The organism is Candidatus Omnitrophota bacterium (genome assembly GCA_041650805.1).
GTDB lineage: Bacteria > Omnitrophota > Gorgyraeia > 2-01-FULL-45-10 > 2-01-FULL-45-10 > JBAZKM01.
Genome location: JBAZKM010000011.1, coordinates 38,794 through 65,008 on the forward strand (window position 1 = coordinate 38,794; position 26,215 = coordinate 65,008).

Below are 26,215 nucleotides of genomic sequence, written 5' to 3' on the forward strand. Positions count from 1 at the left end.
GAGCTCAGATGGATTTTAAGGAGAGGGTTAAGCGGAGGAACGGCTTTGACGCCAGCGTCGTATACGGGACGAAGAAGTTCAACCTCCTGACGGGCCGCGATAAGCACCTGGACCACCGCAAGGCCAGCGACGACCGGTGGATAGACCCGAAGACGGGCATGATAGCAGACAAATTTGCCGAACGGCGGCCGTGCCCCTTATGCGGCATGACAGAGTCCGAAACAATATTCGTGAAGAGCGGTTTCCCTCACGTGAGCTGCAGGTCCTGCGGGCTTGTCTACGTCAACCCCATATTGAACGGGGAAGAATACTCCAAGCTGTGGACGATGGAAGATTCCTGGGAGGCGGTCCTGGAGAGCGCCGAACAGGTCAGGATGCAGACACTCGAGGCCGCGTACAGCCTCGACATAGCGGAGCTCTATATGAAGGGGAAAGGCCGGATATCGGTATGCGACGTCGGGTGCGGCCCCGGCACATTACTTACCGAGGCGGCGAGGCGCGGTTATTACGCCTTCGGCGTGGAACCTAATACGAAATGCCACGGCCTCCTGGATAAGAAGGGGATAGCGTACACGAAAGAGTTCTTTCCCCTGAAGGCCGGCATCAAAGAGCGGTTCGATTGCATCTTTCTCCTGAACGCCCTCGAGCATATGCATGACCCTGTCCGGATCGTTGAGGAGGCGAAGAAACTGCTCAAGCCGTCAGGCCTCATCTACATATCCGTCCCCTGTATAGATGCCCTGGTGAACAGGGTGATGCATGAGAAGGCGGGCGTCTTCGGCGGCCATTCGCACATACAGTTCTTCAGCATAAAGACCCTCTCCATGCTTCTGGATAAGACGGGTTTCGAGATGCTGGAGTACGAGACGATCATAACGGAGCTCGGCGTCATAAAAAATTACATGAGCTTCAGGGACCCGTATTTCGGGGAAGGTCCGGATGGGCTCGATTTCCTTACGCCGGAGCTGATCTATAAGAATCATATGGCCAGAAACCTTAATATGGTGGGACGGTTGAAATAGATGAAGAGTAAAAAGAGGGTATATATAATCGCCGAGGCGGGGATAAACCACAATAACTCCCTCGATAACTGTTACGGGTTGATCGATTCGGCCTCCGACGCCGGGTGTAATGCGGTGAAGTTCCAGTTCTTCACCGCCAGGGGTCTATATCCGCGCTCCGCGGGTAGATTGAACTGGCGCGACGGATCGAAAGGTTATAGTTACGATATATACAGCGCCGTTAAGTCATTTGAGCTACCCCGGCGCTGGATCGCCGACATTATGAGATACAGCCGGAGGAAGGGGATAGATTTCCTCTCTTCCGTGTCTGATGCCAGGGGGGCGGACGAACTGGTCCGCCTCGGGGTGAAGATGATAAAGATCCCCTCCTATAGCGTTACCAACCTTCCGTTGTTAGACCATTGCGCGCGTCTCGGCCTGCCCATGATAATGTCCACCGGCGGGGCGTCTCTCGGGGAGGTCGAAGAGGCGGTGAGGACGGTCAATGCGTACCATAATAAGCTCTCGATCCTGCACTGTTCCATAAAATATCCTACCGAACCGGGTGAATGTAACCTCGGGGTGATCGTGACGTTACGGTATGCGTTCCCTTATAACAGGATAGGGTATTCCGACCATACGGCTGAAACTTCCTCCGCGCCGGTCCAGGCGGTCTACCTTGGTGCCGATATAATAGAGAAGCACATCACCCTCGACAGGCACATGAAGGGGCCCGATCACTTTTTTGCGCTCGAGCCGCGCCAGCTGAAAGAGATGGTGTGCGCCGTCCGTGATGCGGAGAAGGACCGGGCAAAGGGCAATATGGTCTTCGACCGCAAAATGTACGGTTCATCCGCCAAGGTGACATTCGCGCATGAGCGATACCTGAGGGATTTCTGCTATCCCGGTCTATTCGCGCGTAAATGCATCAAAAAAGGCGAAAGGATACTCTTTAGGGACCTCAGTATACTAAGGCCCGGCAAGAAGGGCCGCGGCCTGGAACCCAGATACCTCTCCCTCTTCAAAAGATACAAGATCCGCGCGGCAAGGGATATCGCCGAAGAGGAAGAGATAAAGTGGGAGAGTATCTTCGATGCATAAGATATTGATGCGGGCCGATGCGGATGCGAAGAGCGGGACCGGAGACCTGTTCTCTCTACTCTCTTTTTCGGAATACCTGACCGGTTGGAAGCGGTATTTTGTGACTAAGGATACGAAAGAGGCCAGGGCCATCTTGAGTAAGAACGGCGTCCGGGACGTCCTGTATATACCGCGCACAGTATCGATAGGCAAAGAGATAGACCGCATGAATCGTATGATAGATGCCGAGAAGATAGATGCCGTCCTGATAGAGATAACGGCAGCGGATACCGCCTCCTATAAGGATATTGCGGCGCCATACAGGGCGTGCGTCGACTTTTATGGTAAGGTGCCGCGCGGGTTCGACCTGGTGATAAACTGGGATACGTACGCTGAAAAATTATACGACCGGCGGGAATATCCGGGGACCCGTTTTCTACTCGGCCCTGAATATGCGTTCCTGAGGAGAAGCGTAGCCGGGAAGGCAAATAGCGCAATGAGACGGCCGGGGAAGACAAAGAGGGCGAAGAAGGTGCTGATATTCTTAGGGGGGTTCGACGAATTTGATTTTACGTTAAAAACGGTTAAGGCGCTCGAGAAGATGGATGCCGGGCTCGAACTGAATATAATACTGGGCGCCGGATATAAAGGCGAAAGGGATCTATCGTCTTACCTCAGCCATTCCGGTTTCTTTAAATACCGCATACGTCGGAATATCGGGAATATGCCTGCGGAATACGGGAGGAGCGACCTCGCCATAATCGCCGGGGGCTTGAGCATCTTCGAAGCGGTTGCCCTGAAAGTGCCGGCCGCGGTCATAGCGACTTACGGGCACCAGGTAAAGCGCAGCTTATTCTTCGAGAAAACCGGATCTGCCATATATCTCGGTTTCAGGCGTATCTCCGTTCCGAAACTGAAGAGGGCGGTCTCCGGATATCGTTTTACACCTTTCAGGGAAAGGATACTGACCGGGAAGATACCGGGTATAATAGATGAAGGACTTAACGATAACAGATAAAGGGAATCGGCTCAGGTTTAAATTCCTGGACTGGGATACGCGCTTCTTCGGCGTCAACTCTTTTACGCTGGATGCGCGCGGCCTTGTCCTGAGACCTGATTCCGGCCGTTTCCTCGCCCGATCTCTCCGTTCGCTCAAGGGACCTTCTTTCGTCACAGCCAAGATACCGGATGACGCGCCGCGACATGTCATAGATCTCTTATCCGACGCAGGTTTCAGATATATGAACACCGAAGTAACGCTGGAATATGTCCGGCGCCCGGAAGACGGCCTGACGGGCCGGATACCCGGCGGCCTTTCGATAGAGAAGGCCTCCGTGATGCCTCGCGATGCGTACCTCTTAGGAAAGGAGTTCAGGCTGACCCGTTTCCACATGGACGAAAATATAACGCGCGCTAAGAGCGACGGCGTATGGACGGAGTATATCAAAAATTTCCGGCCGGGCAGGGCAAGCCACGTCTTCATCGCAAAGGCCCGACACGAGACCGCGGGCATCATACTCGTCAACCGATCCGCTCAAGAAGGGGAGTACGTCAATAACCTCTTCTTCGTTGCTATCAAGAAGAAGTTCAGGGCCAAAGGCGCAGGAAGGGCCCTCATCAGGCGCTCCCTTAAATGGTGCGCCGGCCAGGGCGGCACCGTTACCGTGGGCACGCAGGCGAACAATGTCGGAGCGCTCAATTTCTATATGAAGAACGGTTTTACGAAAGTGCGCGGCACGAAGACGGTCCTGCACAGGTGGAGCGGACGATAAAGATGCGGACAATAATATTCCTCGATTACTTTGAAGACCTGTCCGACGCGGTGCCTGTCATAGAGAAGACCTGCCGCCGTCTGGCTTCGAAACCTCTCCTCGTCTCCTCGAACTTCGATAATAGCGCGCTCTCCGAGCGCCTGGGCCTCGAGATCGTTTACTTCGACGACCTCTTATCCCAGGGCGATTACGATCTTATGGATGAATATGTTTACGGCATGGCGAAGACGTGGCATGCCTCGTTACCTGAGAGGGAGGGGCTCACCGTTCATAAAGGCATCTCGTTCGGCGTTATAGGGGAGGAGAGGGCCCAGCGTTTATTCACGCCCTCCATAAAAAATCTCCAGATAGTCCTGAATATGGCAGAAAGGTTCCGGCCGGATAAGATAATATTGGCGGGCGAGAGGGATATCTTCTCGGGCCTCGTCTCTTTTATAGAGAAGAACCTCCGGATCCCCGCTGAATTCGTTGAGGTGCGGAAGAAGAGGGACTTATGCGGCGATACTAAACGGTTCGTTGCAGACCTGCTTTCGGAGATGGTCGATATATTCATAAGGAATAAGTCACTGCGCCGGCCGATCAAAGGGGATATCCTTATTGACGCGCGCCTTTCGCCTGAGCTAAAAGGCCTCGGGAAGAGGCACCGTCTATTCCGTTATCTTATGGAGAAGGGTCTGCGTGTAAGGTGGCAGCTTATCGTGAAGGAGAGGGTGCTATTCGCCCCGGTCCTGGAAGACGGCATGATCGCGAAGATCAAGGGCCGCCGGTTGCGTATCTACTGGCGTTCGGCGAAGGATGACAGGAAATTCCGGGACAGTTTTATCTATAAAGGATTTTCCATATGGGATGTGGTCGAAAGGCCTATAGAGGAACTGGTATTGAACGATTTCGCGGCCATCAGCGATAATATGGTCTTCCTCGAAAAGTTCTATAAAGCGCTGAAACCCCGCGTTGTCGTGCTGCGGGAGGCGGTGAGGATGCCTGAGAAGACGATCGTCTCTGCCGCCGGACTTTCCGGGGCGCGGACGTTCGTGGTCCAGCATGGGCTCCTCGCAGAGAGGTATGTATATACCAGGCTCTTTTCCGACCGGATAGCATTATGGGGCAGCTCCGGTATAGAGTGGTACGGGAGATACGGGAACGACACCTCAAGATGCGTCGTCACGGGAAAACCCGGCCACGACGCGCTGTATTCGAGGATGCGCGACGGGTCATTGAGCGCCGGAGGCGGTCCTCAGAAAGATCCCCGGGCCGCGGAGACGATACTTTATGTGCCGAGCTACTTCAAGGATATAAAATGGCTTCATGGTGTATTCTACCCCTACGATTCGGAATATGTCTCCATGGACGCGATCACGGCGGCCATGCGCCATTTTCCCGATAAGCGACTCGTCATAAAGGTGCACCCTTTCGATCCCGTGGATATTGATAGATTCACAACTTCCAGGCTGCGAGGCCTCGGTAACGTGACTGCGGTGAAGAATGCCGATATCCTGAAACTGATAGCGGAGAGTTCCCTGGTGATAACGTCCCTATTCTCCTCTTCCGCCCTGGATGCCGTCATATTGGATAAGCCGGTGATAGCGCTGAACGTATATAAGCGTGAGGACCTGGTGCCCTTTGTCAAATACGGCGTCGCGCTCGGGGCCAAAAATTCCGAAGAATTAAAGGGTGCGATAAGCCGAATACTGGGTGACGCGAAGACGCGGGAAGGGCTTGCCGCGAACCGCCCGCAATTTATACGCGATTACGCTTATGCGATCGACGGAAAAGCGACGGAAAGGGTCATGAACGAAATAGAAAAATTTATCTCCGAAGCCATATGAAGATACTATTGATAAACCCGCTCTGCAGATTGCCGTTCATGCTCCCGCTCGGTCTTGGTTATATAGCGAGCGTAGCCAGGAACGAAGGGCATAGCGTCAACTTGCTCGATATCAACGGGTTCGGATATTCCGAAGGCCGGGTAGAGGCGGCATTGAAGTCGTCCGAGTTTGACATCGTAGGGATAGGCGGGCTCACCTCTACCTATAGATATGTCAAGTGGCTGGCGCGGACCATCAGGCAGATGAAACCCGGCGTCAAGATAGTCGCAGGCAACATGGTTGCCACCGCCCATCCGGAGCTGTTGCTCGCCAGGAGCGATGTCGATATCGCCGTTATAGACGAAGGGGAGACGACTTTCAGGGAGCTATGCGCGGCGATAGAACGCGGCACGGACCTGAAGGCGGTGGACGGGATCTTCTTTAAGGAGAATGGGGCCATAGTCAAGACAGGGCCGCGCTCGAGGATAACAGACCTCGACTCGTTGCCGTTCCCGGCATGGGACCTCTTCCCTATGGAGACATATCTGAATAACTCCACGCAGTCCGCCGCGACCTTCGGCCTCAGGTCCATAAATATATCGTCGGTAAGAGGGTGCCCATACGACTGCGTATTCTGTTCGCGCCCTTTCGGCACCAAGGCCTACGCGCGGTCCGCCAAGAGCATAGTCGGCGAGATGAAGGAACTGCGAGAGAGGTACCGCGTGGATTTTATAGATTTTTCCGACGATCTTTTTATGTTGAACGAGAAGCGGATAGGGGAGTTCTGCGATCTTCTCGTAGCGGAAGGGTTGGATCTCAGATGGGGCGCTTCGGGGAGGGTGAACCTCGTCAATGATCGTATCTTATCGAAGATGCATAAGGCCGGCTGCGCCGAACTCTCTTACGGCTTTGAGAGCGGCAGCCAGGAGATGCTCGACAGGATGGGGAAGAGGGCCACCGTGGCCCAGGCGGAAGAGGCGGTCGCGGCTACGAGGAAGGCCGGCATACGCGTCACAGGGTCTTTCATATTCGGCATGCCGGGAGAGACCGGAGATACCATAAAAGAGACGCTCGGGTTCATAAAACGGACGCGGCTTCCCCTGTACCGTTTTTTCTACGCCACGCCTTATCCCGGCACAAAGTTATATGAGATAGCGAGAGAGATGGGACGACTCCCGGCCGATGAAGACCGTTATCTGGAAAACTTGGGAGAGATGCGTACCACTTTCCTGGTCAACCTGACCGATTTTCCGGACGAAGAGCTGGTGAGGTTAAAGAACGGGTCGGAAGCGATCGCCAGGAAGAACCTGCCTCTTTCCGTTAAATTAGAACTCTTTACGGAAGATTGGCAGAGACGTTATATAATCGTCCGCCGCAGCATAAAAGATTCAGGCCTCATCGCTACACTTAAGAAGATATATTCAAAGGTCCTGTTAAAGGTTAAGAGATGAGCAAGACCAAAAAGTTTTTCAAAGACGTCGTATTCTATTCGGGGAGCAACCTTCTCGCGAATATCATGAACTTCATCACGGCCATAGTGGTGCGCAAGATATTACAGCCGGCCTTGATGGGGCTCTATAACGAGATAATGCTTATCTTCGACTATGCCCAGTATTCGCACCTTGGTATAATCAATTCCCTCGATAAGGAGCTGCCGTACCTCTACGGCAAGAAGGACTACGGCCAGGTGGAGCGGGTCAGGAACATCGGTTTCACCGTATGCCTGATGGTCGTCGCCAGTATAAGCGCAGGCATCCTGATCGCCTCCTTCTTCGTGAGGTCGGCCGACATGCTCCTCCTGAACGGCATCCGCATCGTATCTATCCTGATAGTGGCGCGGCTCATCGGCTCGCTCTATGTAGTATTGAACAGGTCTAAACACGAATTCGCGGTGATCAGCAAATACACAATGCTGGTGGCCGCGCTCGACCTGGTGCTCAAAGTGGTCCTGATACTGAAATTCGGATTGTACGGCCTCCTGTGGGCGTCCGTCATCACGGCGTTAGCAGGGCTCATATATTTTTACGCGGCCAGCGGAGAGCGTTTCAGCTTCTTATTTGACTTCGCAGTGCGCGATATCGCGCGTCTTCTCAAGATAGGTTTCCCGATATTCCTTACCGGGTTCGTATTCATGACATTGACCAACATAGACCGGATAATGATCCTGCGCCTCCTCGATACCGAGAAGCTCGGTCTTTACACGATAGGGCTGATGGTGAACGTATATATAGTGCAGCTCCCCAACCTCGTATATGCGGTCATATTCCCGCGTTTCTACCAGGCGTACGGGGAGAGGCAGAACATATTCGAGATAAAGGACCTCTTCGTCAAGCCGACGCTAGTATTCGCATATCTATTCCCGGTATTGATAGGCGGCGTGATCCTCATCCTGCCGCTCCTTGTGCACTACATATTGCCCGCTTACGCGCCGGGCCTCTTCCCGGCGTATCTATTGCTGCTGGGCTCTTTCTTTCTAGCCCTGGTGAATATGCCCGGCTATCTCCTGGTGGTCCTGGATAAGCAATTCAGGATGGTGATGATCTCCGGCGCATGCGTAGCTTTAAGCATCTTCTTTATCTATATAGCGGTGCGCAGATTCAACCTCGGCCTGGCCGGGGTCGCTATAGGGGCATCGCTGGCCTATCTCTCATACACGAGCGCCCTCATCTCTTACGCATTCACCCACTATACGAAGAAGGTATCGGAGCACGTCCGGTTTTTAGCCGAGTTGTACATGCCCCTCGTGTGGGTCATCGCCATGCTCTTCATCGTGCGGGCGTTCAGGACGGATGTCTCCGGCCGTATCGGCGCCGATCTTATCTCTATGTTCGGAAAGTCCGCCGTCTTTTTGATCGGCTGCATCCCGCTGGCCTTATTTGCCAATAAGAAGACGGGGATCATTACGCTGTTGCGAAGTACGTATATGAAAAAGACGTAACCGGAGGTACATGGCTTCTGACAGGTTTTTCCGGCAGATAGCGAAATGGACGGCGATAGGCCTTTTATTGCGCGTGGCGTTGATGTTCACTGCCATGCACGGCCAGGACCTGGTCTTCATACACTACTTTCCGTCGGTATGTATACGCGAAGGGACCTGGGACCCGTACGGCCTTATCAGGACCAGTTTCCCGGCATTCCCGTCAACATATTATGGCCCCGTCTTCTATTTTATAATGATAATAGCCCAGGCCATGACCAGGTTGTTCTCTGACCCGTCATCGCTTATCGAGATATTGAAGATATCGGCCACCATGATGTTCGGCGATTCCACGACTGCAGATTACGCGCGCGCCTTCGCGGGGAAGGGGCTCTATAAAAATCTCTTTCTCATGAAGCTCCCGTACCTCGCGTTCGACCTTTTGATGGCGGCCATCATTCTGCGCATGGCACGGGCGAAGGATACAGCGCTCGCGTCTTATAAATTATGGATGCTGAACATAGTGGTGCTGCACAGCACGTACGCGGTAGGCCAGTTCGATATAGTCCCGGCATTTTTCGTACTGGCGGCGGCTCTTGCCGCCGTCAGGAAGAGGCCGTATCTATGCATGGTGCTCCTGGGTCTCGGCGGAGGGACTAAATTATTCCCGTATCTATTGATCGGTCCGGCGGCGTTCCTCCTGGGCGATACATGGCGCAAGCGGTGCGCGCTATCTTTAGCCGCAGCCGCAGCTGCCATATTGCCGTACGTGCCATTCATGCTATCGTCAGGAAATGCGATATTCGGGTCCCTCATCCTTGGCCGGTACTATTCGGGCCCTGCCCGGTGGGCGCTCCCGGCCATATGCGCCTGCCTGTATATCCTGATCCTTATATATGCCGCTAAAGATTCGGTCAGGGGGGAACCGGCAAAGTCGATCATCTTCTATTTTCTCGCGGTCGGTTTCCTGACATATGCGGTGACGCCGATAAGCTTCAGGTATTTTGTATTCATAACGCCGCTCCTGGCGCTCGTCATCCCGGGGAATAAACGGTTCGGCCTTTTCATGCTATTCGTCATATTGCTCCTGGCTTTTGTGAGATTGCCGGACAGGGACCTGCAGATGGGGCTCTTTGCGCCTATCGACCCCGGCCGCTTCGCCGGTATTCCCGCCCTCCAGGAGATCATCGGAAAGGTCGTACCCATAAACGCGCTGTACAGTATCGCGGCCAAGGCGCTCTTATTCTCTTTCTTCGGAGCCGTCGCCTGGATATGGGCCATTAAGATAAAGAGCGAGGAGCGGCATATATGGCCAACGATATAGTAGTAGTCGTCCCGACCTATAACGAGAGCGAGAATATCGGACGGCTGATAGAAGAGATAAATCTCCTTCGATTGCCGCTCGACATATTGATAGTCGATGACAATTCCCCGGACGGCACCGGAGAGATGGTGGAGGCGCTGAAGAAGAGGATAGCCAATATCGATATTATTCACCGGAGGGAGAAGGAGGGGCTGGGGCCCGCGTATCTGGAGGCCTTCCGTTACCTCCTGGCAGAGGGCGGCTATAAGTACATAGTCCAGATGGACGCCGATCTCTCCCATGATCCTAAGGATATACCGCGGCTCCTGGAGGCCGCCAGCCGGTGCGATGCGGCGATCGGGTCAAGATACGTCAAGGGCGGCGGTGCCGCCAGCGACTGGGGTATCTTCCGGAAGATGATATCCAGATACGGGAATTTCTACGCTCGGGTCATCGCGGGGCTCGAGGTCTCCGACTGTACGGCGGGATTTAAGTGTTACAGGGCTGAGGCGCTGCGGTCCATAGACCTTAACAAAAAGTTCCTGAACGGGTACGGTTTTCAGGTCCAGATGCTTTATGAGCTCGAGAGAAAGGGTTTCAAGCTCTGCGAGGTGCCCATATATTTCACCGAACGCCGGAAGGGCGCATCCAAAATGAGCTTGAATATAGTGGTGGAGGCGTTCTTCTACCTTCTCTTGATGCGGCTGGGTATAAAAAAGTAGGAAGATATGCGGATCTTATTCTTTACCATAGGCACCAGAGTATATCCAAGTTCGCGGGTACGGGTCTACGGCTACCTGCCATACCTTGAAAAGGAAGGCGTCGGATATAAGATCATAAACCTCTTATCCCAGCGCCACACCATGAACAACCTCAAGATGAAAAAGGAGAGTGCCGCATCCTTCATATGCGAAAGGGCGGTTATGGCCAAACAGATGGCCCGGGCAGTGGTGTCGGCGTCAAGATATGACATCGTTTTCCTGCAGAAGGTCTTGTTGCCGAAAACGGTATTGAATGCGATCGGCGCGCGGAACGGCAGGATAGTGTTCGATTTCGATGACGCTATATACCTCTCCGGCGACGGATCGCGGTATAGATTTACGGATGCCGTGGCATCGAGCAGGGCGGTGATCGCTTCGAGCGATTTTCTGGCCGCGAAAGCGGTGACATACAACAAGAACGTGGTCGTCATCCCGACTTCAGTAGAGACGTCCAGATATAGACCTAAGACCCCGGCCGGGCAGGATGGGCCGTTCGTTATAGTATGGATAGGCACGCCTGAAGCATCAAAATACTTATATGGCATACGCAGCGTCCTTATAAGATTGGTGAAGAGATACGGCGACCGCATAACCGTAAAGCTTATCGGGCTCGATGAGTTTAAGACAGGCGACGTTATGACGGACAGACGCATAAAGCTCATACGCTGGAGCGAGGGGACGGAGGCGGACGAGATCGCGTCGGCGGACGCCGGCATAATGCCTATGGACGAGGATGAATGGTCGCTGGGGAAGGCGGGCTATAAACTCGTCCAGTATATGGCAGGCGGGCTTCCGGTCCTGTCGTCCGCCAGCGGCATCGCCAAGACGCTGGTCGAAGAAGGGGTGAACGGTTTTTTGGTTAAGGACGAGGACGGCTGGTTCAACAGGATATCTTTTCTCATCTCCGACAGGGACCGGGCCGGGCGCATGGGTCTGACGGGACGGGAGAAGGCGGAGACGGAATATTCCTATAAAGCCAACTTCGGGAAATTTTACTCCGTCTTGAAAAGGTGCGCGGAGACGCCATGAAAAAGACAATGATATTGCTCGCCGTATTTGCTCTTGCATTCGTCGTGCGGGCCGTTTTCCTGTCCGGAGATACGGCAAAGCTGGAGTGCGATGAAGCGGAGTACGAGCGCCTGGCGCTCAACCTCGTATCATCCAGGGGGTATATAAATTCGGCGGACGGGTCGCCGACGGCGCTGAGACCTCCGTTATATCCCGTATTCCTGGCCGCGACATATGAGATCTTTGGCCATGATCTGTTTATCGTCAGGATGATCCAGGTGATATTGAGCGCATTGACCGTATGCCTCCTGTGCCTGATAGCCTACAGGATATTCGATGGCACCGCCGCCCTGGTTACGGCCGTCATGACGTCGTTTTACATGCCCTTCGCCAGATGCTCAGGCATGATCTATACCGAGACGCTCTTTACGTTCCTCCTCGTCCTGATCGTCTATATGGCGCTCCGGATAAAGCGGCCGGGGCCTGCCGCGTTCTGCCTCCTCGGCCTTTTATGCGGCCTCCTGACCCTGGTGAGGTCCACGGCATTCCTCATCCCGTTCGTGCTTGTGCCTTATCTCTTCTTCAGGATGAGGGACGTCTCTTTCGCCAAAAAGGCCGTCGTCTCGCTTGCGCTCGTCCTGTCCTTTGTTGCGGCGATCCTGCCGTGGTCAGTCAGAAATTACAGGGTATTCGGCAGGCCGGTCTTCGTATCGACGAACGCAGGCCTCAACCTTTACCAGGCCGTGAGCTTCACCGGCGGCAAGGTCTTCGACCTCGATACGGCGAACGACCCGGTCGCGGCAAAGGCGGACGCGATCGTCGATGAGGTCGAGCGTAATGATTTTTATGTCAGATCGGCATTCGATGTCTATATGAAGAGGCCGCTATTTACGCTTAAGATGTTCGCTGTGAGGGTATTATTCTTCCTCAACGTATATGATTGGGAGATACTGGGAGGGGAGACGCTCAATTATCACTTTCTCTTCGTGCTTCCTTTTGCCGTTTTGGGGAGCGTCTTCTCCTTGAGGAGGCGCAAGGACGCAGCGATCCTTTTTCTCTCCATAATCTATTTTGCCGCATTTACGCTTCTCTTCCCCGGGACGCCGCGCTACAGATTTCCGATAGACGGCTTCATAATAGTCCTCGCCTCTTACGGCCTGGTTCTCTTCATGCGCCGGTACACAAATAAGGTCTATCCTGCCCTTGCAGTAAGCGCCTATCTCATCATCACATACATTCTTTACGCGCAGTCCCTTCAGGTGAAGTACGCCATCAGGGAGCTGATGCGCCGTATCGGATTGTGGTAGGGGGTTATGCCTCTCGCTTCCATCGTTAATGTCAAATGTCCAATTACAAATGTCAAATTAATGTCCAATTTTTAATTTCAAATTTGACATTGGCCATTGGGAATTAATTTGGAATTTGACATTGGGAATTGGAAATTAGCGTATTAAATAATTCCTTGCTAATTTCAGCTCATTGCTATAGTATTATATTGGTATAATTATAACCAATGGGCGACTCACATCCAAAGACACTTTCGTTGCTTTCGGAACTCGCGCCGTATCTGGCGATAGCGGCCGTGGCGTGGTATATCTTCCGCGGAATATTCGCCTCGGGTCTCATGTCGGGTTACGACAATTCCCTCCATTATTACGACGCGTGGTACCTGACGCAAGTCCTCATACCGCATAACCACTGGATAAGCGGCTGGACGATGCAGCATATGGCGGGGATGCCCATCCTCGTAGATTATTGCCAGCTCCCTTTCCTGGCGATAGCATTTCTGAACGCCGCATTATCGATCCCGTTGGAGGCCGCTTATAAGATCATGGTCCTGGCAAGCTACGCGCTGCTCGGCGCAGGATTCTATGCGGTATCTGCGCGCAGGTTCGGTAGGGTGGCGTCTCTCCTTACGGCTGCATGCGTAATGCTGCAGAAAGACATATACCTTGACAGGATATTGAACGGAGTATGGACCAATTATCTGGCGATAGGGATGCTGCTCATATTCCTTCACCTCCTGGACAGCTATAGCGAGTCCCTTACGCCCCGGAGGGCGGTTGCTTTGGGGCTGCTGCTCGGCTCGATCATCCTGACGCATATATTCGTCGCCATATTCGCTTTTCTGCTGCTGGCCATCTACCTGGCGCCGTATATGAGGGAGATGCGCAGGTGCCGGATGGCGGGCAAAGCGTACCTCTATCTCCTGATACCTGTCCTGGGTTTTGCGATCGCGTCATACTACCTTTACGGCTTCCTGACTTCGCGCAGTTATTTTGAGCCTTATTCCTCGAAAGACCTCTTCGCCGGATTGGAATGGAGCGCCAAAGCGCTCATAGGCCCTGTGGACGGATTTACGGACTTAAGGTCGGTCGTCGCCCAGGTACCCGTATTTATACGTATCATATTCAGTTTCCTGGGGCTGGTGATATTCCTGAAGGGGGAGGGGGATGAACGCATAAGACGTTTTCTGGGCTGTTCGGTAGCTTTCACATTGCTGGCCCTCGTCCTCTTCAGCGACATCCTCCCGAATATCTTCGGGCCGTGGCGCCGGCTCCCTTTTGTGGGGGCTCTCCAGACGAACAGGTTCCTAGTGTATGTGCATATAGGGGCCTATCTCTTTGCGGCTTACGGCATATCGAAGTTCCTGGCGAGATCCGGAAAGAAGGTCATCCTTTCGGCCGCGCTGATCATCGCCGTATCTGCCGCAATGGCCGCAAACTATTCCGGTTTTGCCGCCGCGGCATCGCGTACACTGGACGAGTCGCAGAGTATGGCGGATCTCCGGAAGGTCTGGGCCTGGGTCAGCGCGAATGCGGGCAGGGATGGTTCGAGGGTCGTTTACCAGGACACGATAGGCAATATAGACGATCCGATCTTCTCGCGAAGCGACGTCTTCGCCGTCTCCGGCGTATTTACGGGAGTCGCTCAGATAGGCGCATCCCGCGCCGCCTCACCGTTCCCGCAGGAAAGATATATGCGTAACGACGGCGGCCGGATATTCGGCAGGGACGTTGATACCATAGACGGTATATATATAAGCGGGATGATGGAGCGCTTCAACGCGGGGTATATTGTGACCGTGGAACCTCGCCTGGCGCGCTTATTGGAAGGGTCCGGGCTCTTTTTGAAAGAAGCCGGATTCGGTCCGTTTGTCATCTTCAGGTTATCCTCCTTCAGGAGCGAATGGGTAAGATTTACGAAACAGGCAGAACTCCTGGCGCTTGCGATAGGGGAAGGGTCCGTTGACCTTACCGTGTCGAACGGATCTGCCGGCAATGAGGCATCCGTCAAGGTATCGTATCATCCGCTCTGGGAGGCGCGGGCGAACGGCAGGCCGGTCCGGCTGGGCCGGGATGCGTATGCCATGATGACCGTCTCGCTCCCGGAGCAGGGGATATGCAGGGTCAATATGGTCTTCGACCCTGCCAGCCGGTTATGGGTCGCGATCTCGCTGGCGGCTATCGCGGCATCGGCGGCATTTCTGATATTTCCTTTACGCAATATCAGGGAGAAGTCCGATGAATGATATGAAGAAGACGATGGCGATATGCGTATCCGCATTTCTCTTTTCCGCGCTGATCGGTAACAGCATGCCGCAGGCGGTAACAATAACGCTCCTGGCCGTCTCAGGCGTACTATTCATAAGGCGCTATGTGGACGGCCGGATGGTGCCCGATATGACGGCGCTCTTCCTTGCGGCATTCTTCGTACAGATCGTCCTGAGCCTGGCCATGTACGATAAGACGATCGATACGAAGTACTGCGGTTTCTCATATATGGGGGACGATTACGTTTACGGGGATTTCGGAGCCATCGTAGGGGGCCTGTGGAGGCGCGGCATCTTCCCGGATCCCCTGCAGCTCACATACTATAATCTCATAGGCGAGAACGTCTTTCCCCAGCCCTACCAGATCTACAACGCGGTCATATTTTATCTCTTCCGGGGTAACGGCGGCCAGGTGCTCCTCATCATAAACTGCTTCTTTCACACTGCCATAATACTGCCGGTATATTTTATTTCGAAGGAGTTCGGCATAAGGCGGCAGGTCATGCTATTCACGTTTCTCCTCTTCTTATTCTGGCCTTCAACGTTCTATTGGTCCATGTTCAATTTCAAGGAACCTCTTATACTCTTCGGGATGTTCGTCGTATTCGCCATGATATTCGTGATGAAGAGACCGCGTCTATTGACGGTTTTGATCCTTACGTTGCTCCTTGTGATGTTATATCAGCTGAAGAATTACCTGCTGGCGCTCTTCCTCGCGGTATTTCTTTACCTGGACATGTCGTGGAGATGGAGATGGAAGAATGTCGCGATACTGGCGGTATTGGTCACGCTCACATTGGTGCAGATGATCGCGCACCCCTCGTTCTTCGACCTGGTTAAATTCGATTGCCTGCCCCTGACGCTTTACAACGCGCGGACGGCCGCTTACGTCAGCAATACCCCTTACTTTATGGATATGCTGACTGACACGTATATTACTACGCTGCTCTATCTGCCGCTGGGGTTCTGCGCCGTATTCTTCCTGCCTTTTCTGGCGCGGCCTATGGAGTTATCTCATATTGTGGCAAATGTCGAGTCGATAGTGTGGTGGTCCCTCCTGCCTTTTATGGTCCACGGTATCTGGATCGCGTTTTCCGAAAAGGCGAAAAAAAGCTTTGTCCTTCTTTTCATATTTTTTTACTGGATACTGATACTGATACTGACCCAGGGGAATATGGGAACACTCCTGAGGCAGAAATCGATCATTTATTATATAGGGTTCATATTCACCGCGATCTCCATAGAAAGGGCGCTCGAACTTATGAGGGACAGAGGTAAGGATATATGCAAAGCCGGATCGTGAGGTCTCTCTACATATCGTACAACGGTATCAATGAGCCGATCGTCCGCTCGCAGGTCATACCGTATCTTCGGGAGCTCTCTAAGAAGGGGATAAGATTTTACCTGCTGACGTTTGAAAAGGAGCGGCTGGACCGTTCAGAAAGAAACCGGATCCGTTCCATGCTCGATGCGCAGTTTGCCGGCGGCGCCGGCGTCGAGTGGCTCTCCCTGACATATCATAAATGGCCGTCCGTGCCGGCGAAGGTATTTGATATAGCCGCAGGGTTTATATATGCCTCTTACATCATAATGGCGCATAAGATCGATATAGTGCATGCGCGGGCGATAGTCGCCGCTGCAGCAGGTCTGGGGCCGGCGAAGCTATTCGGCCGGAAGTTCATATTCGATACGAGGGGTATCGACTCCGAAGAGTATGTTGACGGGGCCCTGTGGCCCCGCGGGGGATTCAGGCATACCTCAGCCCGGTTTTTCGAGGACGTCATTACGAGGTCTTCCGACCGGGTGATAGTCCTGACGGACATATTCCTCGGCATAATGAAAGAGAGGTATAAGTCCGGGAGAGAGCGGTTCTCTGCTATACCGTGCGCGGTCGATACCGGGCTCTTCAAATTCAGGGCGGAGAAGGACCCCGGGGTCGTCGAGCGCCTGAGGCTTAAGGATAAATTCGTGATCGTATATAGCGGGTCTCTCGGCACATGGTACATGCTGGGAGAGATGGTCGGCCTCTTTGCGGAGGCGATGAAACATATCGGCAATGCGCATCTTTTGATAATAACCGGCGCCGACAGGGGGATCGTGACGGATGCGATGAAGGAAGGCCTTGTAGACGAGCGCCGCGTCACGGTAATCGATGCGGCTTACGAAGAGATGCCGGGATACCTGTCGGCCTGCGATCTCGGGATATTCTTCATAAAGCCGGTCTTTTCCAAATTATCGTCGTCGCCGGTCAAATTCGCCGAATATCTGGCCAGCGGCCTGCCGGTCATAATAAATTCCGGGATCGGTGATACGGACGGGATCGTGAAGCGATATGATGTTGGGGCGGTCGTGGGGAATTTTACCGCACGGGACTATTCGGGTGCCGTGGAGTACGTGATCTCTATGCTGAAGAACGGGAAAGAAGGATTGAAGAAAAGGTGCGCCGCGGCGGCGGAGAAAGAATTTTCGCTTACGGAAGCGGTTGAACGGTACAGCAGGATATACAGCTCACTTATTACAGACAGAACAAAATAGAAGGAGAAGACAGGTGATACCTACAGCAAGGCCGTCCGTCGGCAGGGAAGAGTTGGAAAATATCGAGAAGGTATTCGGCACAGCGTGGCTCGGCATGGGGTCCTGTGTGTATGAGTTCGAGAAAGCGATCGAGGCCTACACCGGCGCGGGATATGCCATCGCCGTGAATACGGGCACCACCGCCATACACCTGGCCCTGGCAAGCGCCGGCATCGGGCGCGACGATGAGGTCATAGTGCCGTCCCTGACATTTGCCGGCACCGTGCAGCCTATAATAAATGTAGGGGCAGTGCCCGTCTTCTGCGAGGTGGAACCGGATACGCTCAATATCGATATATGCGACGTCAAAAAGCTTGTCACGAGAAAGACGAAGGCGATACTGCCGGTCCATTACGGCGGCATGGCATGCGATATGGACGGCCTCTTATCGATAGCTAAAAGGCGCGGCATTACGGTGATAGAGGACGCCGCCCACGCGTTCGGCTCGGAGTACAAGGATAAGAAGATAGGGAGCTTTGGCCACCTCACATGTTTCAGCTTCGATCCGATAAAGAGCCTGACCTGCGGCGAGGGAGGGGCCGTGGTCACCTCCAGCTCCAGGATGGCTGAGCGCCTCCGCCGCAAACGGCTTTTGGGGATAAGCAAGGATACATGGATGCGCTATAAGAACAAGAGGAGCTGGTTCTACGAGGTCGTCACCGAAGGGTACCGCTATCACATGAGCAATATAAACGCCGCCATAGGTCTGGCCCAGTTCAAGAAGCTGAGCGGTTTCCTGGAAAAGAAGAGAAGGATTGTCATGGAGTATGACAGCTTCTTCAAAGGCGTGGAAGGGATAGAGCTTCTGAAAAGAGATCATAAGAGGACGGCGCCTTTCAATTATACTATAAAGATAAAAAGAGCAAGGGATGAGTTCATGAGTTATATGGAGAAGAAGGGCATATCGGTCGGCGTGAATTATATACCCAACCACATACAGCCGTTCTTTAAGAGATGGAAGCGCAGGCTTCCCGTTACGGAAAAGGTATGGCGTCAGATAGTATCGCTGCCTCTTTACTATGATATGGGACCCGATGAAATAAGGCAGGTCACGGACGCCGTCAGGGCATTTACGGAGAGTTAGGGAGATCTATGAGAGTCGCTCTGATCAATCTCATGACAAAAGAAGACCACGCGTTCGTCAATATAGGGGCGCTCTACATCGCTTCGAGTTTGCGCAAAGCCGGCCACGAGGTCAGGTTCATAGATCTCGTGAGGTACTCGCTGGATGAGAACGACATAAAGAAGATGGTGAAAGATTTCAGGCCGGACCTGATCGCCTTCAGCGGCATCATAACCGCATATTATCAGCTGGAGCCGCTCAGCAACTCGCTCAAGAGAGAGTTCGGGGATATCCCCCAGCTTGTGGGGGGATCTGTCGGACCCAGCGCTGTGAACCTGATCGAGAGATATACGGGGGCTGATTTCGTCTGCATGGGAGAGGGTGAGGAGATGGCGCCGGCCCTGCTCAGGGAGATGGCCGGCGGGAAGAGGTGGGAAAAGGTGCCCAACCTGATGTACAGGGGCGGCGACGGGACTTTCAGGAAGTCCGAAGAACAGCAGATGTATATAGAGGACCTCGACTCCGTTCCGTATCCGGCTTACGACCTGGTCGATATGGAGTTTTACATAGCATATTCCACCAGCGTATTCAGCCTGGATCTCGGGGAGAAGGGGAGACCTTCACGCATAACGACCATGGTCGTCTCCAGGGGGTGTCCGTTCTCCTGTTCCTTCTGTTACCGCCTTATAAAGAAGTGGCGCCACCATTCTATAGATAATATAATAGCCCATTTCCGGATGATGAAGGAGAGATACGGAATAACCGCTATAGTGCTGAACGACGAGCTCATATTCGTCGACCGGAAATGGTTCATATCTTTATGCGACGCCATAGCGGCATCGGGTCTGGGCCTGCGGTTCGCATGCGGCGGGGGAAAGCCGGGCATCGTCACCGAGGAGATGATCGCCGCCATGAAGAAGGCGGGCTTCAAGCGCATAGGTTACGGCATAGAGTCCGGCAGCCCCAAGATACTCTCTCTTATGAAGAAGGAGGTCACCGTAGAGAAGAATTATCAGGCCCTCTATATCACCCACAAGCATGGTATAATAAGCAGGTCCAACATCGTCTTCGGCCATCCGGGAGAGGATGCGGGGACCGTCAAAGAGACGATGCGGTTCATAGAGTCGGTACAGCTATTGCAGGAAAAGTTCGGCGTACTGGACGATGAGCTCCAGATATGGTTTGCGACGGCGTACCCCGGCTCTCCTATTTATGAGCAGGCCCGTTCGAGAGGGCTCATCCCGGACGAGCGGGGGTATCTGCTGAGGGTCACGAGCCAGGCCCATTGTCATCTCAACCTTTCGGACTTCAGGTCTATGGCTCAGTTGAAGAGCGCGGTGGATAAGGGGCTCACCTGGCTGGATGTGAAGAGGTCCCTGCGGAGGAAGCGGTATGCCCGGGTATTTAAGAAATTGCAGAGGATGATCTACCTTCATATAATATATGCGCTGACATTGGGAAGATGCGCCACCTTGAATGACGCGAAGAGGATGCTGGGCCTCCCGGAGACCAGGCCGGAGAGATTCCGCGAAACGCTCAGGAAGAGGATGGGGTGTCGTATGGAAGGGTTTTGTAAATGAGGCTGCTCTTTGTCCCTTACGGGACGGAACAGGCGCCTGCTACACGGTACAGGGTGATGCAGTATATCCCGCATTTAAAGGCCCGCGGCATAGAGTGCCGCGTCTTCTCCGCCATCTCCAGATTTTCGACATCGGTTATGATAATGTCGCCGGACTTCGCCCCGCCGGCGAAGTTCCTGTACTACTTATACATATTCGTCGAGCGCCTCTTCCGGCTCCTCGCGATAATAGCGGTATCCGCGAGATACGACGCGGTCTTCCTGCAGAGGACTACGTTCCCCATGCGCCTGGAGCTCCTGCTTCGCCTGGTCAATCCGCGCATAATATTCGATATAGACGATGCCATATACCTGCCGGACAAGAAAGAAGAGAGTATCATAGGGAAGATCAAGAAGTATGTGAAGAAGAGCGAAGTCGTGCATGTACTCCGTGTATCCAGGTGTGTCATAATAGAGAACGAGTATATAGGCAGCTTCGTGTCGAACTATTGCGGCAATGTATTCAAGATACCGGGTCCTATAGATACGGACCGTTTTTCCGCCGGGGAAAGGCAGGGACGCCAGGCCGAGGTGGTGATAGGCTGGATAGGTTCGCCGGCGACGACGGTATACCTGCATATGCTCGACCGCATATTTAAAGAGCTCGCTTCGAAATACGGTAACTTACGGTTCAGGTTCATAGGAATAGGGCGGTATGACGATCCCGGCGTTCCGTTCGAACGGATCGCATGGAGTTATGACACCGAGGTCAAGGAGCTCCGGAGGTTCGACATCGGGGTCATGCCGATGCCGGATGACGAGTGGACGAAGGGGAAACTCGGGTGTAAGATGCTCCAGTATATGTCCGTAGGTATACCGGCAGTCGTCTCATATACGCCGACCAACGCGGAGATAATAAAAGACGGTGAGAACGGGTTCTTCGTGAAGTCCGGCGAATGGACGGAGGTCCTTTCGCCGCTGATAGAGGATGGATCCCTCAGGAGAAGGATAGGCGCAAGGGGCAGGGAGACGATACTGGATAAGTGCTCCCTGACCGGGAATACCGATGTGCTGGTAGAGATAGTCAAGAAGATGGCGGCTTGACCCGTCCACATTCTGATGTTATACTGAAATGACCTAAGGAGTATATCCATGCCGATAGCCAAAGATGTCCGTCTGGGAAAGGGTGTTGTCATACCGCAGCCGGAGCTGGTCAACCTTTACGGGTGTGTCGTCGGCGCCGGCACAAAGATAGGGGCGTTCGTCGAGATACAGAAGAACGCCGTTATAGGCGAGCGCTGCAAGATATCATCCCATTCGTTCATATGCGAGGGCGTGACCGTAGAGGATGAGGTATTTATAGGGCACGGCGTCATCTTCATAAACGACCGCTACCCCAGGGCTACCGCATCGGGAAAGATGAAGACGGATGAGGACTGGGCCGTGACGCCTATACGCGTGAAGCGCGGCTCATCTATCGGCAGCAATGCCGTCATCATGTGCGGTGTCACCGTGGGGGAGAAGGCGATAATCGGCGCCGGAGCAGTAGTCACGAAAGATGTCCCCGGCCATGCGATAGTCGCCGGTGTGCCCTCCAGGGTAATAGGAGATGTGCGTAAAAAAGGAGTCGAGCGATGATCCGCGTGGGAGTCATAGGGTACGGTTATTGGGGGCCTAACCTTGTACGTAATTTTGCCGAGATACCGGGATGCCAGATAGCGGCGGTCAGTGACCTCCGCCCGGAGCGCCTGGCCATAGTGGCCAAGCGCTACCCTTTCATAAAGACGACGAGGGACTATCGCGATCTCCTGGCCGATGACGGCATCGATGCCATAGCCATAGCTACGTCCATATCCACACATTTCAATATAGCCGTCGACGCGCTCCGGGCAGGCAAGCACGTCCTGGCCGAAAAACCGCTTGCGGCTACGTACCGCGAGGCCGCCAAACTGGTAGAGGAAAGTAAAAGGCGCAAGCGCGTCCTAATGGTGGACCACACGTTCGTCTACACGGGAGCGGTGAGGAAGATCCGCGAACTTGTGCGCAGTAAGGAGCTCGGGGATATATACTATTATGACGCGGTCCGTGTGAACCTCGGCCTCTTCCAGCACGACGTGAACGTGATATGGGACCTGGCCGTGCACGACATCTCGGTCATGGACTATATCCTCCCGCGCGCGCCCTATGCGGTCTCCGCTACAGGTATGAGCCATGTGGCGGGACAGCCGGAGAATATCGCGTATCTAACGTTATTTTTCAGGGACCGCCTCATCGCCCATATACATGTCAACTGGCTTGCGCCCGTCAAGGTCCGCCGGACACTCATAGGCGGGAGCAGCAAGATGATAGTATATGACGAACTGGAACCGAGCGAGAAGGTAAAGGTCTATGATAAGGGTATCAAGGTCAAGAGCGATGCCACGAGCATATACAATATGCTGGTCAGTTACAGGACCGGCGACATGTGGGCGCCGGCATTGGATATAACGGAGGCGCTCCATACCGAGATAGCCCATTTCGTCAAGTGTATAGAAGGAAAAGAACGTCCCGTCACCGATGCGGAATCCGGCCTCAGGGTAGTGAAGATACTCGAAGCGGCAACTCTATCTATGGGAAACCACGGCCGCCCCGTCAACCTCGACACGATGAAGATAGCGAAATGACCTCAACCGTCCTGCCCGGCGTATCCGTCTGCTTCCCGGTATATAATGAAGAGGCCACGGTAGGCGGTGTCCTGCAGGAAGCGCACGGACTGCTTTCCGGGTCCGGGATCGACTACGAGATCATCGTATGCGATGACGGCTCTTCCGATAAGTCGGGCGCCGTGATAGATGACTGCGCCGGGCGTTTGGGGCGCATGCGCGTCATACACCATAAGGCCAATCTCGGGATACGCCGCACCTTTGAGGAGTTGTATAAAGAGGCAAAGAAAGATTTTGTCTTCCTGAACGCAACGGACGGACAGTGGCCGACCGGTATACTCCTTGAGATGCTGCCGCTCGCAAGGGACTGGGATATAGTGGTCGCCGCGAGAAAGGAAAAGCCGTACGGCCCGGTGCGCCGGTTCATATCGTGGTCTTTCAACGCCGTTCCGGTGATCCTATTCGGCGTCCGCACATTCGATGCGGGTGCCGTCAAACTCGTGAGGCGCGAGATAATCGGGAGATTCCCTATCGTATCGGTGTCGCCCTTCTCCGAAGCGGAGCGCCTGATACGGGCCGCGCGGGCCGGTTACCGGATAACCAGCTATACGGTCAGCGTATCTTCGCGTAAAACCGGCCGGTCGCACGGCGTGAAACCCGGCCTCCTGCTGGCGGCTCTGGCAGATATATTCCGCGTCGCGTACTCGGTCTATTCCGGAAGCGATAAAAGAGGGGATAGCGGTGATGGAAAAAGATAAGATACCCGAAGCCAAAAGAGCGATAGCCGGAGAGTGCGGCCCGTGGACGGCGCACAATATACGCCTCGGCGAAGGGCTTTACACAATAGACGATAAGCTGAATTATGATACCGTAAAACTGAGGCGTGTGATGCAGGTATTGAGCGATCTTTCGTGCGGGGAATTCGGCGCGCTCAAGATCCTCGACCTGGGTTCGTTCGAGGGCCTGTACACCATAGAGGCGGGCCTCCGCGGTGTGACATACGCCATGGGGGTGGAGGCGAGATCCGCGAACCTGAAGAAGGCCGAATTCGTCAAAGGCGCGCTCGACATAAAGAACATAAATTTTGTAAGAGATGATGTCAGGAATATCTCTGTCAAGAAATACGGGAAGTTCGACGTCGTCCTGTGCCTGGGGCTCCTTTACCATATAGACCTGCCGGATATCTTCGGCCTGCTCGAGAATATTTATGATCTCTCTACGCGCTTCCTGGTCATCGATACGCACATAGCGCTTAACCCGGACACCAGGGTCGAGCACCGCGGCCGGTCTTATTTCGGGACCTATGCCAGCGAGTTCCGGAAGGGCCTTTCGAAAGAGGCAAAAGAGAAGCTCCTGTGGAATGCGCTTGATAACGAGCGGAGCTTCATATTCTCCAAAGCGTCCCTCATCCGGGTCATCGGCGATCTCGGTTTCACGAGCGTCTACGAATGTCTGGCGCCCTTAGAGCATGCTAAACCGAAGGACAGGGTGACGCTCGTCGCCATCCGCGGGAAGAGGGCCGGACTATTGACTTATCCCGCGATCAACGGCATGGATGAAGAGAGCGTAAAGGCGGCGGTCTTACGGAAAGAGCTGCCGAAGTTCGCCCGGGAGGGGGCGGCCATAGCGGCCCTTAAGGCGTTCGCGAGGGCCCTCGTCACCTTCCTCAAGACAATAACCGGACGATACTACAGGGAAAGATAACGGTCTTTATCATGAATGTCCTGTTCGTCTATTCAGCGCATGAAATATTTTCCCCGGAGAGGCCGCTCCAGACGCCGAAGGAGACACATTTCGGCATATCCTGTATATCGGCGCTCCTGAAGGCGCATGGCCATTCCACGAAGCTCGTCGTCCTGAGCAGGTTATTCGGCAGGAAGAACAGGACCCGCCTGGACGATGCCATAAAGACCTTCTCCCCGGAAGTCATCTGTTTTACGTCGGTCAGCAGTGAATACCCTTTCATCGCAAAGATGGCGGACTATGCGAAAGAGAGATATCCCGGCATATTTCTCGTTATCGGGGGAGCCCACGCGTCTCTCAATCCCGACGAGGTCATAAGAGACAATTTCGACGCGCTCTGCGTCGGCGAGGGGGAACATCCTGTGCTTGAGCTCGTCTCTCAGCTTGAAAAGGGTATGGCCCCGGCGTCGATACCGAACCTTTGGATAAAGAGAGGGAACGCGGTGGAGAAGAACGCGCCCCGGCCCTTCCAGGACCTGGATGAGCTCCCGTTCGCTGACAGGGAGATCTGGCGCGGTCTCATAGAGGATGAGAGGGTGCAGGAGTCGGTGGCGATGGGCAGGGGGTGCCCCTTCGAATGTACCTACTGCAGTAACCACGCCTTCAGGAAACTGGCGAAGGGCACGTACGTCCGCTTCCGTTCCCCGGACAATATAGCGGCAGAGATAAAGTCGATCATAGCAGCGTATCCTGAAAAGAGGGACTTCTACCTCGAGGTGGAGACGGTCGGCGTCAATAAGGCATGGGCGCTCGAACTCGCCTCGCGGCTCGAGGAGTTGAACCGTACGCTCAAGGAGCCGCTCTCCTTCGGGGTGAACCTGAGAATAACGCCCAATATGGAACTAGACGACCTATTTACCGCTTTCAGGAGGAGCAATTTCAAATTCCTCAATATCGGCCTCGAATCAGGCAGCGAACGCGTCCGCCGGGATATATTAAAGCGCCATTATTCCAACGACGACGTCTCAAAGGCCGTGTCGCTGGCCCGCAAGTACGGTTTCAGGGTGAACCTGTATAACCTCGTAGGCATACCGGGGGAGACGCCGGATGACTTCAAGGAGACGGTCCGCATGAACCGCCTCTGCCAGCCGGATAAGACCGCTACGAGCATCTTCTACCCGTATCCGGGGACCGAGCTCTACAGCGTATGCAGGGAGCGGGGCCTCTTACGCGAGACGAAGAATGCGCTGGAACGGTGCGAGGCGACGCTCGACCTTCCGGAGTTCCCAAAGCGCGATATCCAGCGCAGCTTCATATGGTTCGATTATAACGTCTATAAGGGTCATAAACCGCTCTCAAAGATACTCAGCAAGGTCCTCGTCGACAAACTTCGCTCCAATTCGCACCTCCACTACCTCTACCGCAAACTGACCTATTCCGGCCTACTCAGGCGCCTCAAAGACGCCATGCGCCGCCGCATTCAGATCAAGTAAAA

General features: G+C 54.0%; 22 protein-coding genes. All 22 read left to right on the forward strand.

The window, feature by feature from the left end:
• Positions 1 to 8 precede the first annotated feature (8 nt).
• The 22 genes from WC515_07795 (at position 9) to WC515_07900 (ending at position 26,213) form a co-directional block, all read left to right on the forward strand.
• A complete protein-coding gene (locus WC515_07795; GenBank protein MFA5147261.1) occupies positions 9 to 1,022 on the forward strand; it encodes a class I SAM-dependent methyltransferase in 1,014 nt (337 codons plus the stop codon).
• Positions 1,023 to 2,102 carry an N-acetylneuraminate synthase family protein gene (locus tag WC515_07800; GenBank protein MFA5147262.1) on the forward strand — a complete coding sequence of 360 codons (1,080 nt, stop codon included), beginning with the start codon at positions 1,023 to 1,025 and terminating at the stop codon, positions 2,100 to 2,102.
• The gene (locus WC515_07805) at positions 2,095 to 3,099 is read left to right on the forward strand and encodes a glycosyltransferase (protein MFA5147263.1); all 1,005 of its coding nucleotides are present in this window, start codon (positions 2,095 to 2,097) and stop codon (positions 3,097 to 3,099) included. Before WC515_07800 ends, WC515_07805 begins: the two co-directional genes overlap by 8 nt.
• Positions 3,074 to 3,853 carry a GNAT family N-acetyltransferase gene (locus WC515_07810; protein ID MFA5147264.1) on the forward strand — a complete coding sequence of 260 codons (780 nt, stop codon included), beginning with the start codon at positions 3,074 to 3,076 and terminating at the stop codon, positions 3,851 to 3,853. Before WC515_07805 ends, WC515_07810 begins: the two co-directional genes overlap by 26 nt.
• A 2-nt stretch (positions 3,854 to 3,855) precedes the next feature.
• Positions 3,856 to 5,679: a CDP-glycerol glycerophosphotransferase family protein gene (locus tag WC515_07815; protein ID MFA5147265.1), complete on the forward strand. Its 1,824-nt coding sequence runs from the start codon at positions 3,856 to 3,858 to the stop codon at positions 5,677 to 5,679.
• On the forward strand, positions 5,676 to 7,109 hold the full coding sequence (locus WC515_07820; protein MFA5147266.1) for a radical SAM protein: 1,434 nt from the start codon (positions 5,676 to 5,678) through the stop codon (positions 7,107 to 7,109). The genes WC515_07815 and WC515_07820 overlap by 4 nt, the downstream gene beginning before the upstream one ends.
• A complete protein-coding gene (locus WC515_07825) occupies positions 7,106 to 8,596 on the forward strand; it encodes an oligosaccharide flippase family protein (GenBank protein MFA5147267.1) in 1,491 nt (496 codons plus the stop codon). The genes WC515_07820 and WC515_07825 overlap by 4 nt, the downstream gene beginning before the upstream one ends.
• A gap of 10 nt (positions 8,597 to 8,606) precedes the next feature.
• Complete coding sequence (locus tag WC515_07830; protein ID MFA5147268.1) at positions 8,607 to 9,899, forward strand: glycosyltransferase 87 family protein; 1,293 nt, start codon at positions 8,607 to 8,609, stop codon at positions 9,897 to 9,899.
• Entirely contained in the window at positions 9,884 to 10,600 is a 717-nt protein-coding gene (locus WC515_07835) for a polyprenol monophosphomannose synthase (protein MFA5147269.1), read from the forward strand. Before WC515_07830 ends, WC515_07835 begins: the two co-directional genes overlap by 16 nt.
• Before the next feature lie 6 nt (positions 10,601 to 10,606).
• Entirely contained in the window at positions 10,607 to 11,668 is a 1,062-nt protein-coding gene (locus WC515_07840; GenBank protein MFA5147270.1) for a glycosyltransferase family 4 protein, read from the forward strand.
• Positions 11,665 to 12,954 (forward strand): glycosyltransferase family 39 protein, encoded by a 1,290-nt coding sequence (locus WC515_07845; GenBank protein MFA5147271.1) that lies wholly within the window; start codon positions 11,665 to 11,667, stop codon positions 12,952 to 12,954. Before WC515_07840 ends, WC515_07845 begins: the two co-directional genes overlap by 4 nt.
• 206 nt (positions 12,955 to 13,160) lie before the next feature.
• Positions 13,161 to 15,179, forward strand: a complete 2,019-nt coding sequence (locus WC515_07850) for a 6-pyruvoyl-tetrahydropterin synthase-related protein (GenBank protein ID MFA5147272.1) — start codon at positions 13,161 to 13,163, stop codon at positions 15,177 to 15,179.
• Positions 15,172 to 16,503 carry a hypothetical protein gene (locus WC515_07855; protein MFA5147273.1) on the forward strand — a complete coding sequence of 444 codons (1,332 nt, stop codon included), beginning with the start codon at positions 15,172 to 15,174 and terminating at the stop codon, positions 16,501 to 16,503. Before WC515_07850 ends, WC515_07855 begins: the two co-directional genes overlap by 8 nt.
• Positions 16,485 to 17,735 carry a glycosyltransferase gene (locus WC515_07860; GenBank protein ID MFA5147274.1) on the forward strand — a complete coding sequence of 417 codons (1,251 nt, stop codon included), beginning with the start codon at positions 16,485 to 16,487 and terminating at the stop codon, positions 17,733 to 17,735. The genes WC515_07855 and WC515_07860 overlap by 19 nt, the downstream gene beginning before the upstream one ends.
• A gap of 13 nt (positions 17,736 to 17,748) precedes the next feature.
• Positions 17,749 to 18,858: a DegT/DnrJ/EryC1/StrS family aminotransferase gene (locus WC515_07865; protein MFA5147275.1), complete on the forward strand. Its 1,110-nt coding sequence runs from the start codon at positions 17,749 to 17,751 to the stop codon at positions 18,856 to 18,858.
• Between the two features lie 8 nt (positions 18,859 to 18,866).
• Positions 18,867 to 20,417, forward strand: a complete 1,551-nt coding sequence (locus tag WC515_07870) for a radical SAM protein (GenBank protein MFA5147276.1) — start codon at positions 18,867 to 18,869, stop codon at positions 20,415 to 20,417.
• Complete coding sequence (locus tag WC515_07875; protein MFA5147277.1) at positions 20,414 to 21,499, forward strand: glycosyltransferase family 4 protein; 1,086 nt, start codon at positions 20,414 to 20,416, stop codon at positions 21,497 to 21,499. The genes WC515_07870 and WC515_07875 overlap by 4 nt, the downstream gene beginning before the upstream one ends.
• 48 nt (positions 21,500 to 21,547) lie before the next feature.
• Positions 21,548 to 22,033, forward strand: coding sequence for an acyltransferase (locus WC515_07880; protein ID MFA5147278.1), 486 nt, complete (start codon positions 21,548 to 21,550; stop codon positions 22,031 to 22,033).
• Entirely contained in the window at positions 22,030 to 23,058 is a 1,029-nt protein-coding gene (locus WC515_07885) for a Gfo/Idh/MocA family oxidoreductase (GenBank protein ID MFA5147279.1), read from the forward strand. Before WC515_07880 ends, WC515_07885 begins: the two co-directional genes overlap by 4 nt.
• Positions 23,055 to 23,795, forward strand: a complete 741-nt coding sequence (locus WC515_07890; GenBank protein MFA5147280.1) for a glycosyltransferase family 2 protein — start codon at positions 23,055 to 23,057, stop codon at positions 23,793 to 23,795. Before WC515_07885 ends, WC515_07890 begins: the two co-directional genes overlap by 4 nt.
• Entirely contained in the window at positions 23,782 to 24,741 is a 960-nt protein-coding gene (locus WC515_07895; GenBank protein ID MFA5147281.1) for a class I SAM-dependent methyltransferase, read from the forward strand. Before WC515_07890 ends, WC515_07895 begins: the two co-directional genes overlap by 14 nt.
• Positions 24,742 to 24,752: 11 nt before the next feature.
• Entirely contained in the window at positions 24,753 to 26,213 is a 1,461-nt protein-coding gene (locus tag WC515_07900; protein ID MFA5147282.1) for a radical SAM protein, read from the forward strand.
• The last annotated feature ends 2 nt before the right edge of the window (positions 26,214 to 26,215 follow it).

Excerpts from the sequence above, each read along its gene's own strand:
- WC515_07795 (MFA5147261.1), top strand. The coding sequence starts at position 9 with ATGGATTTTAAGGAGAGGGTTAAGCGGAGGAACGGCTTTGACGCCAGC.
- WC515_07800 (MFA5147262.1), top strand. The coding sequence starts at position 1,023 with ATGAAGAGTAAAAAGAGGGTATATATAATCGCCGAGGCGGGGATAAAC.
- WC515_07805 (MFA5147263.1), top strand. The coding sequence starts at position 2,095 with ATGCATAAGATATTGATGCGGGCCGATGCGGATGCGAAGAGCGGGACC.
- WC515_07810 (MFA5147264.1), top strand. The coding sequence starts at position 3,074 with ATGAAGGACTTAACGATAACAGATAAAGGGAATCGGCTCAGGTTTAAA.
- WC515_07815 (MFA5147265.1), top strand. The coding sequence starts at position 3,856 with ATGCGGACAATAATATTCCTCGATTACTTTGAAGACCTGTCCGACGCG.
- WC515_07820 (MFA5147266.1), top strand. The coding sequence starts at position 5,676 with ATGAAGATACTATTGATAAACCCGCTCTGCAGATTGCCGTTCATGCTC.
- WC515_07825 (MFA5147267.1), top strand. The coding sequence starts at position 7,106 with ATGAGCAAGACCAAAAAGTTTTTCAAAGACGTCGTATTCTATTCGGGG.
- WC515_07830 (MFA5147268.1), top strand. The coding sequence starts at position 8,607 with ATGGCTTCTGACAGGTTTTTCCGGCAGATAGCGAAATGGACGGCGATA.
- WC515_07835 (MFA5147269.1), top strand. The coding sequence starts at position 9,884 with ATGGCCAACGATATAGTAGTAGTCGTCCCGACCTATAACGAGAGCGAG.
- WC515_07840 (MFA5147270.1), top strand. The coding sequence starts at position 10,607 with ATGCGGATCTTATTCTTTACCATAGGCACCAGAGTATATCCAAGTTCG.
- WC515_07845 (MFA5147271.1), top strand. The coding sequence starts at position 11,665 with ATGAAAAAGACAATGATATTGCTCGCCGTATTTGCTCTTGCATTCGTC.
- WC515_07850 (MFA5147272.1), top strand. The coding sequence starts at position 13,161 with ATGGGCGACTCACATCCAAAGACACTTTCGTTGCTTTCGGAACTCGCG.
- WC515_07855 (MFA5147273.1), top strand. The coding sequence starts at position 15,172 with ATGAATGATATGAAGAAGACGATGGCGATATGCGTATCCGCATTTCTC.
- WC515_07860 (MFA5147274.1), top strand. The coding sequence starts at position 16,485 with ATGCAAAGCCGGATCGTGAGGTCTCTCTACATATCGTACAACGGTATC.
- WC515_07870 (MFA5147276.1), top strand. The coding sequence starts at position 18,867 with ATGAGAGTCGCTCTGATCAATCTCATGACAAAAGAAGACCACGCGTTC.
- WC515_07875 (MFA5147277.1), top strand. The coding sequence starts at position 20,414 with ATGAGGCTGCTCTTTGTCCCTTACGGGACGGAACAGGCGCCTGCTACA.
- WC515_07880 (MFA5147278.1), top strand. The coding sequence starts at position 21,548 with ATGCCGATAGCCAAAGATGTCCGTCTGGGAAAGGGTGTTGTCATACCG.
- WC515_07885 (MFA5147279.1), top strand. The coding sequence starts at position 22,030 with ATGATCCGCGTGGGAGTCATAGGGTACGGTTATTGGGGGCCTAACCTT.
- WC515_07890 (MFA5147280.1), top strand. The coding sequence starts at position 23,055 with ATGACCTCAACCGTCCTGCCCGGCGTATCCGTCTGCTTCCCGGTATAT.
- WC515_07895 (MFA5147281.1), top strand. The coding sequence starts at position 23,782 with ATGGAAAAAGATAAGATACCCGAAGCCAAAAGAGCGATAGCCGGAGAG.
- WC515_07900 (MFA5147282.1), top strand. The coding sequence starts at position 24,753 with ATGAATGTCCTGTTCGTCTATTCAGCGCATGAAATATTTTCCCCGGAG.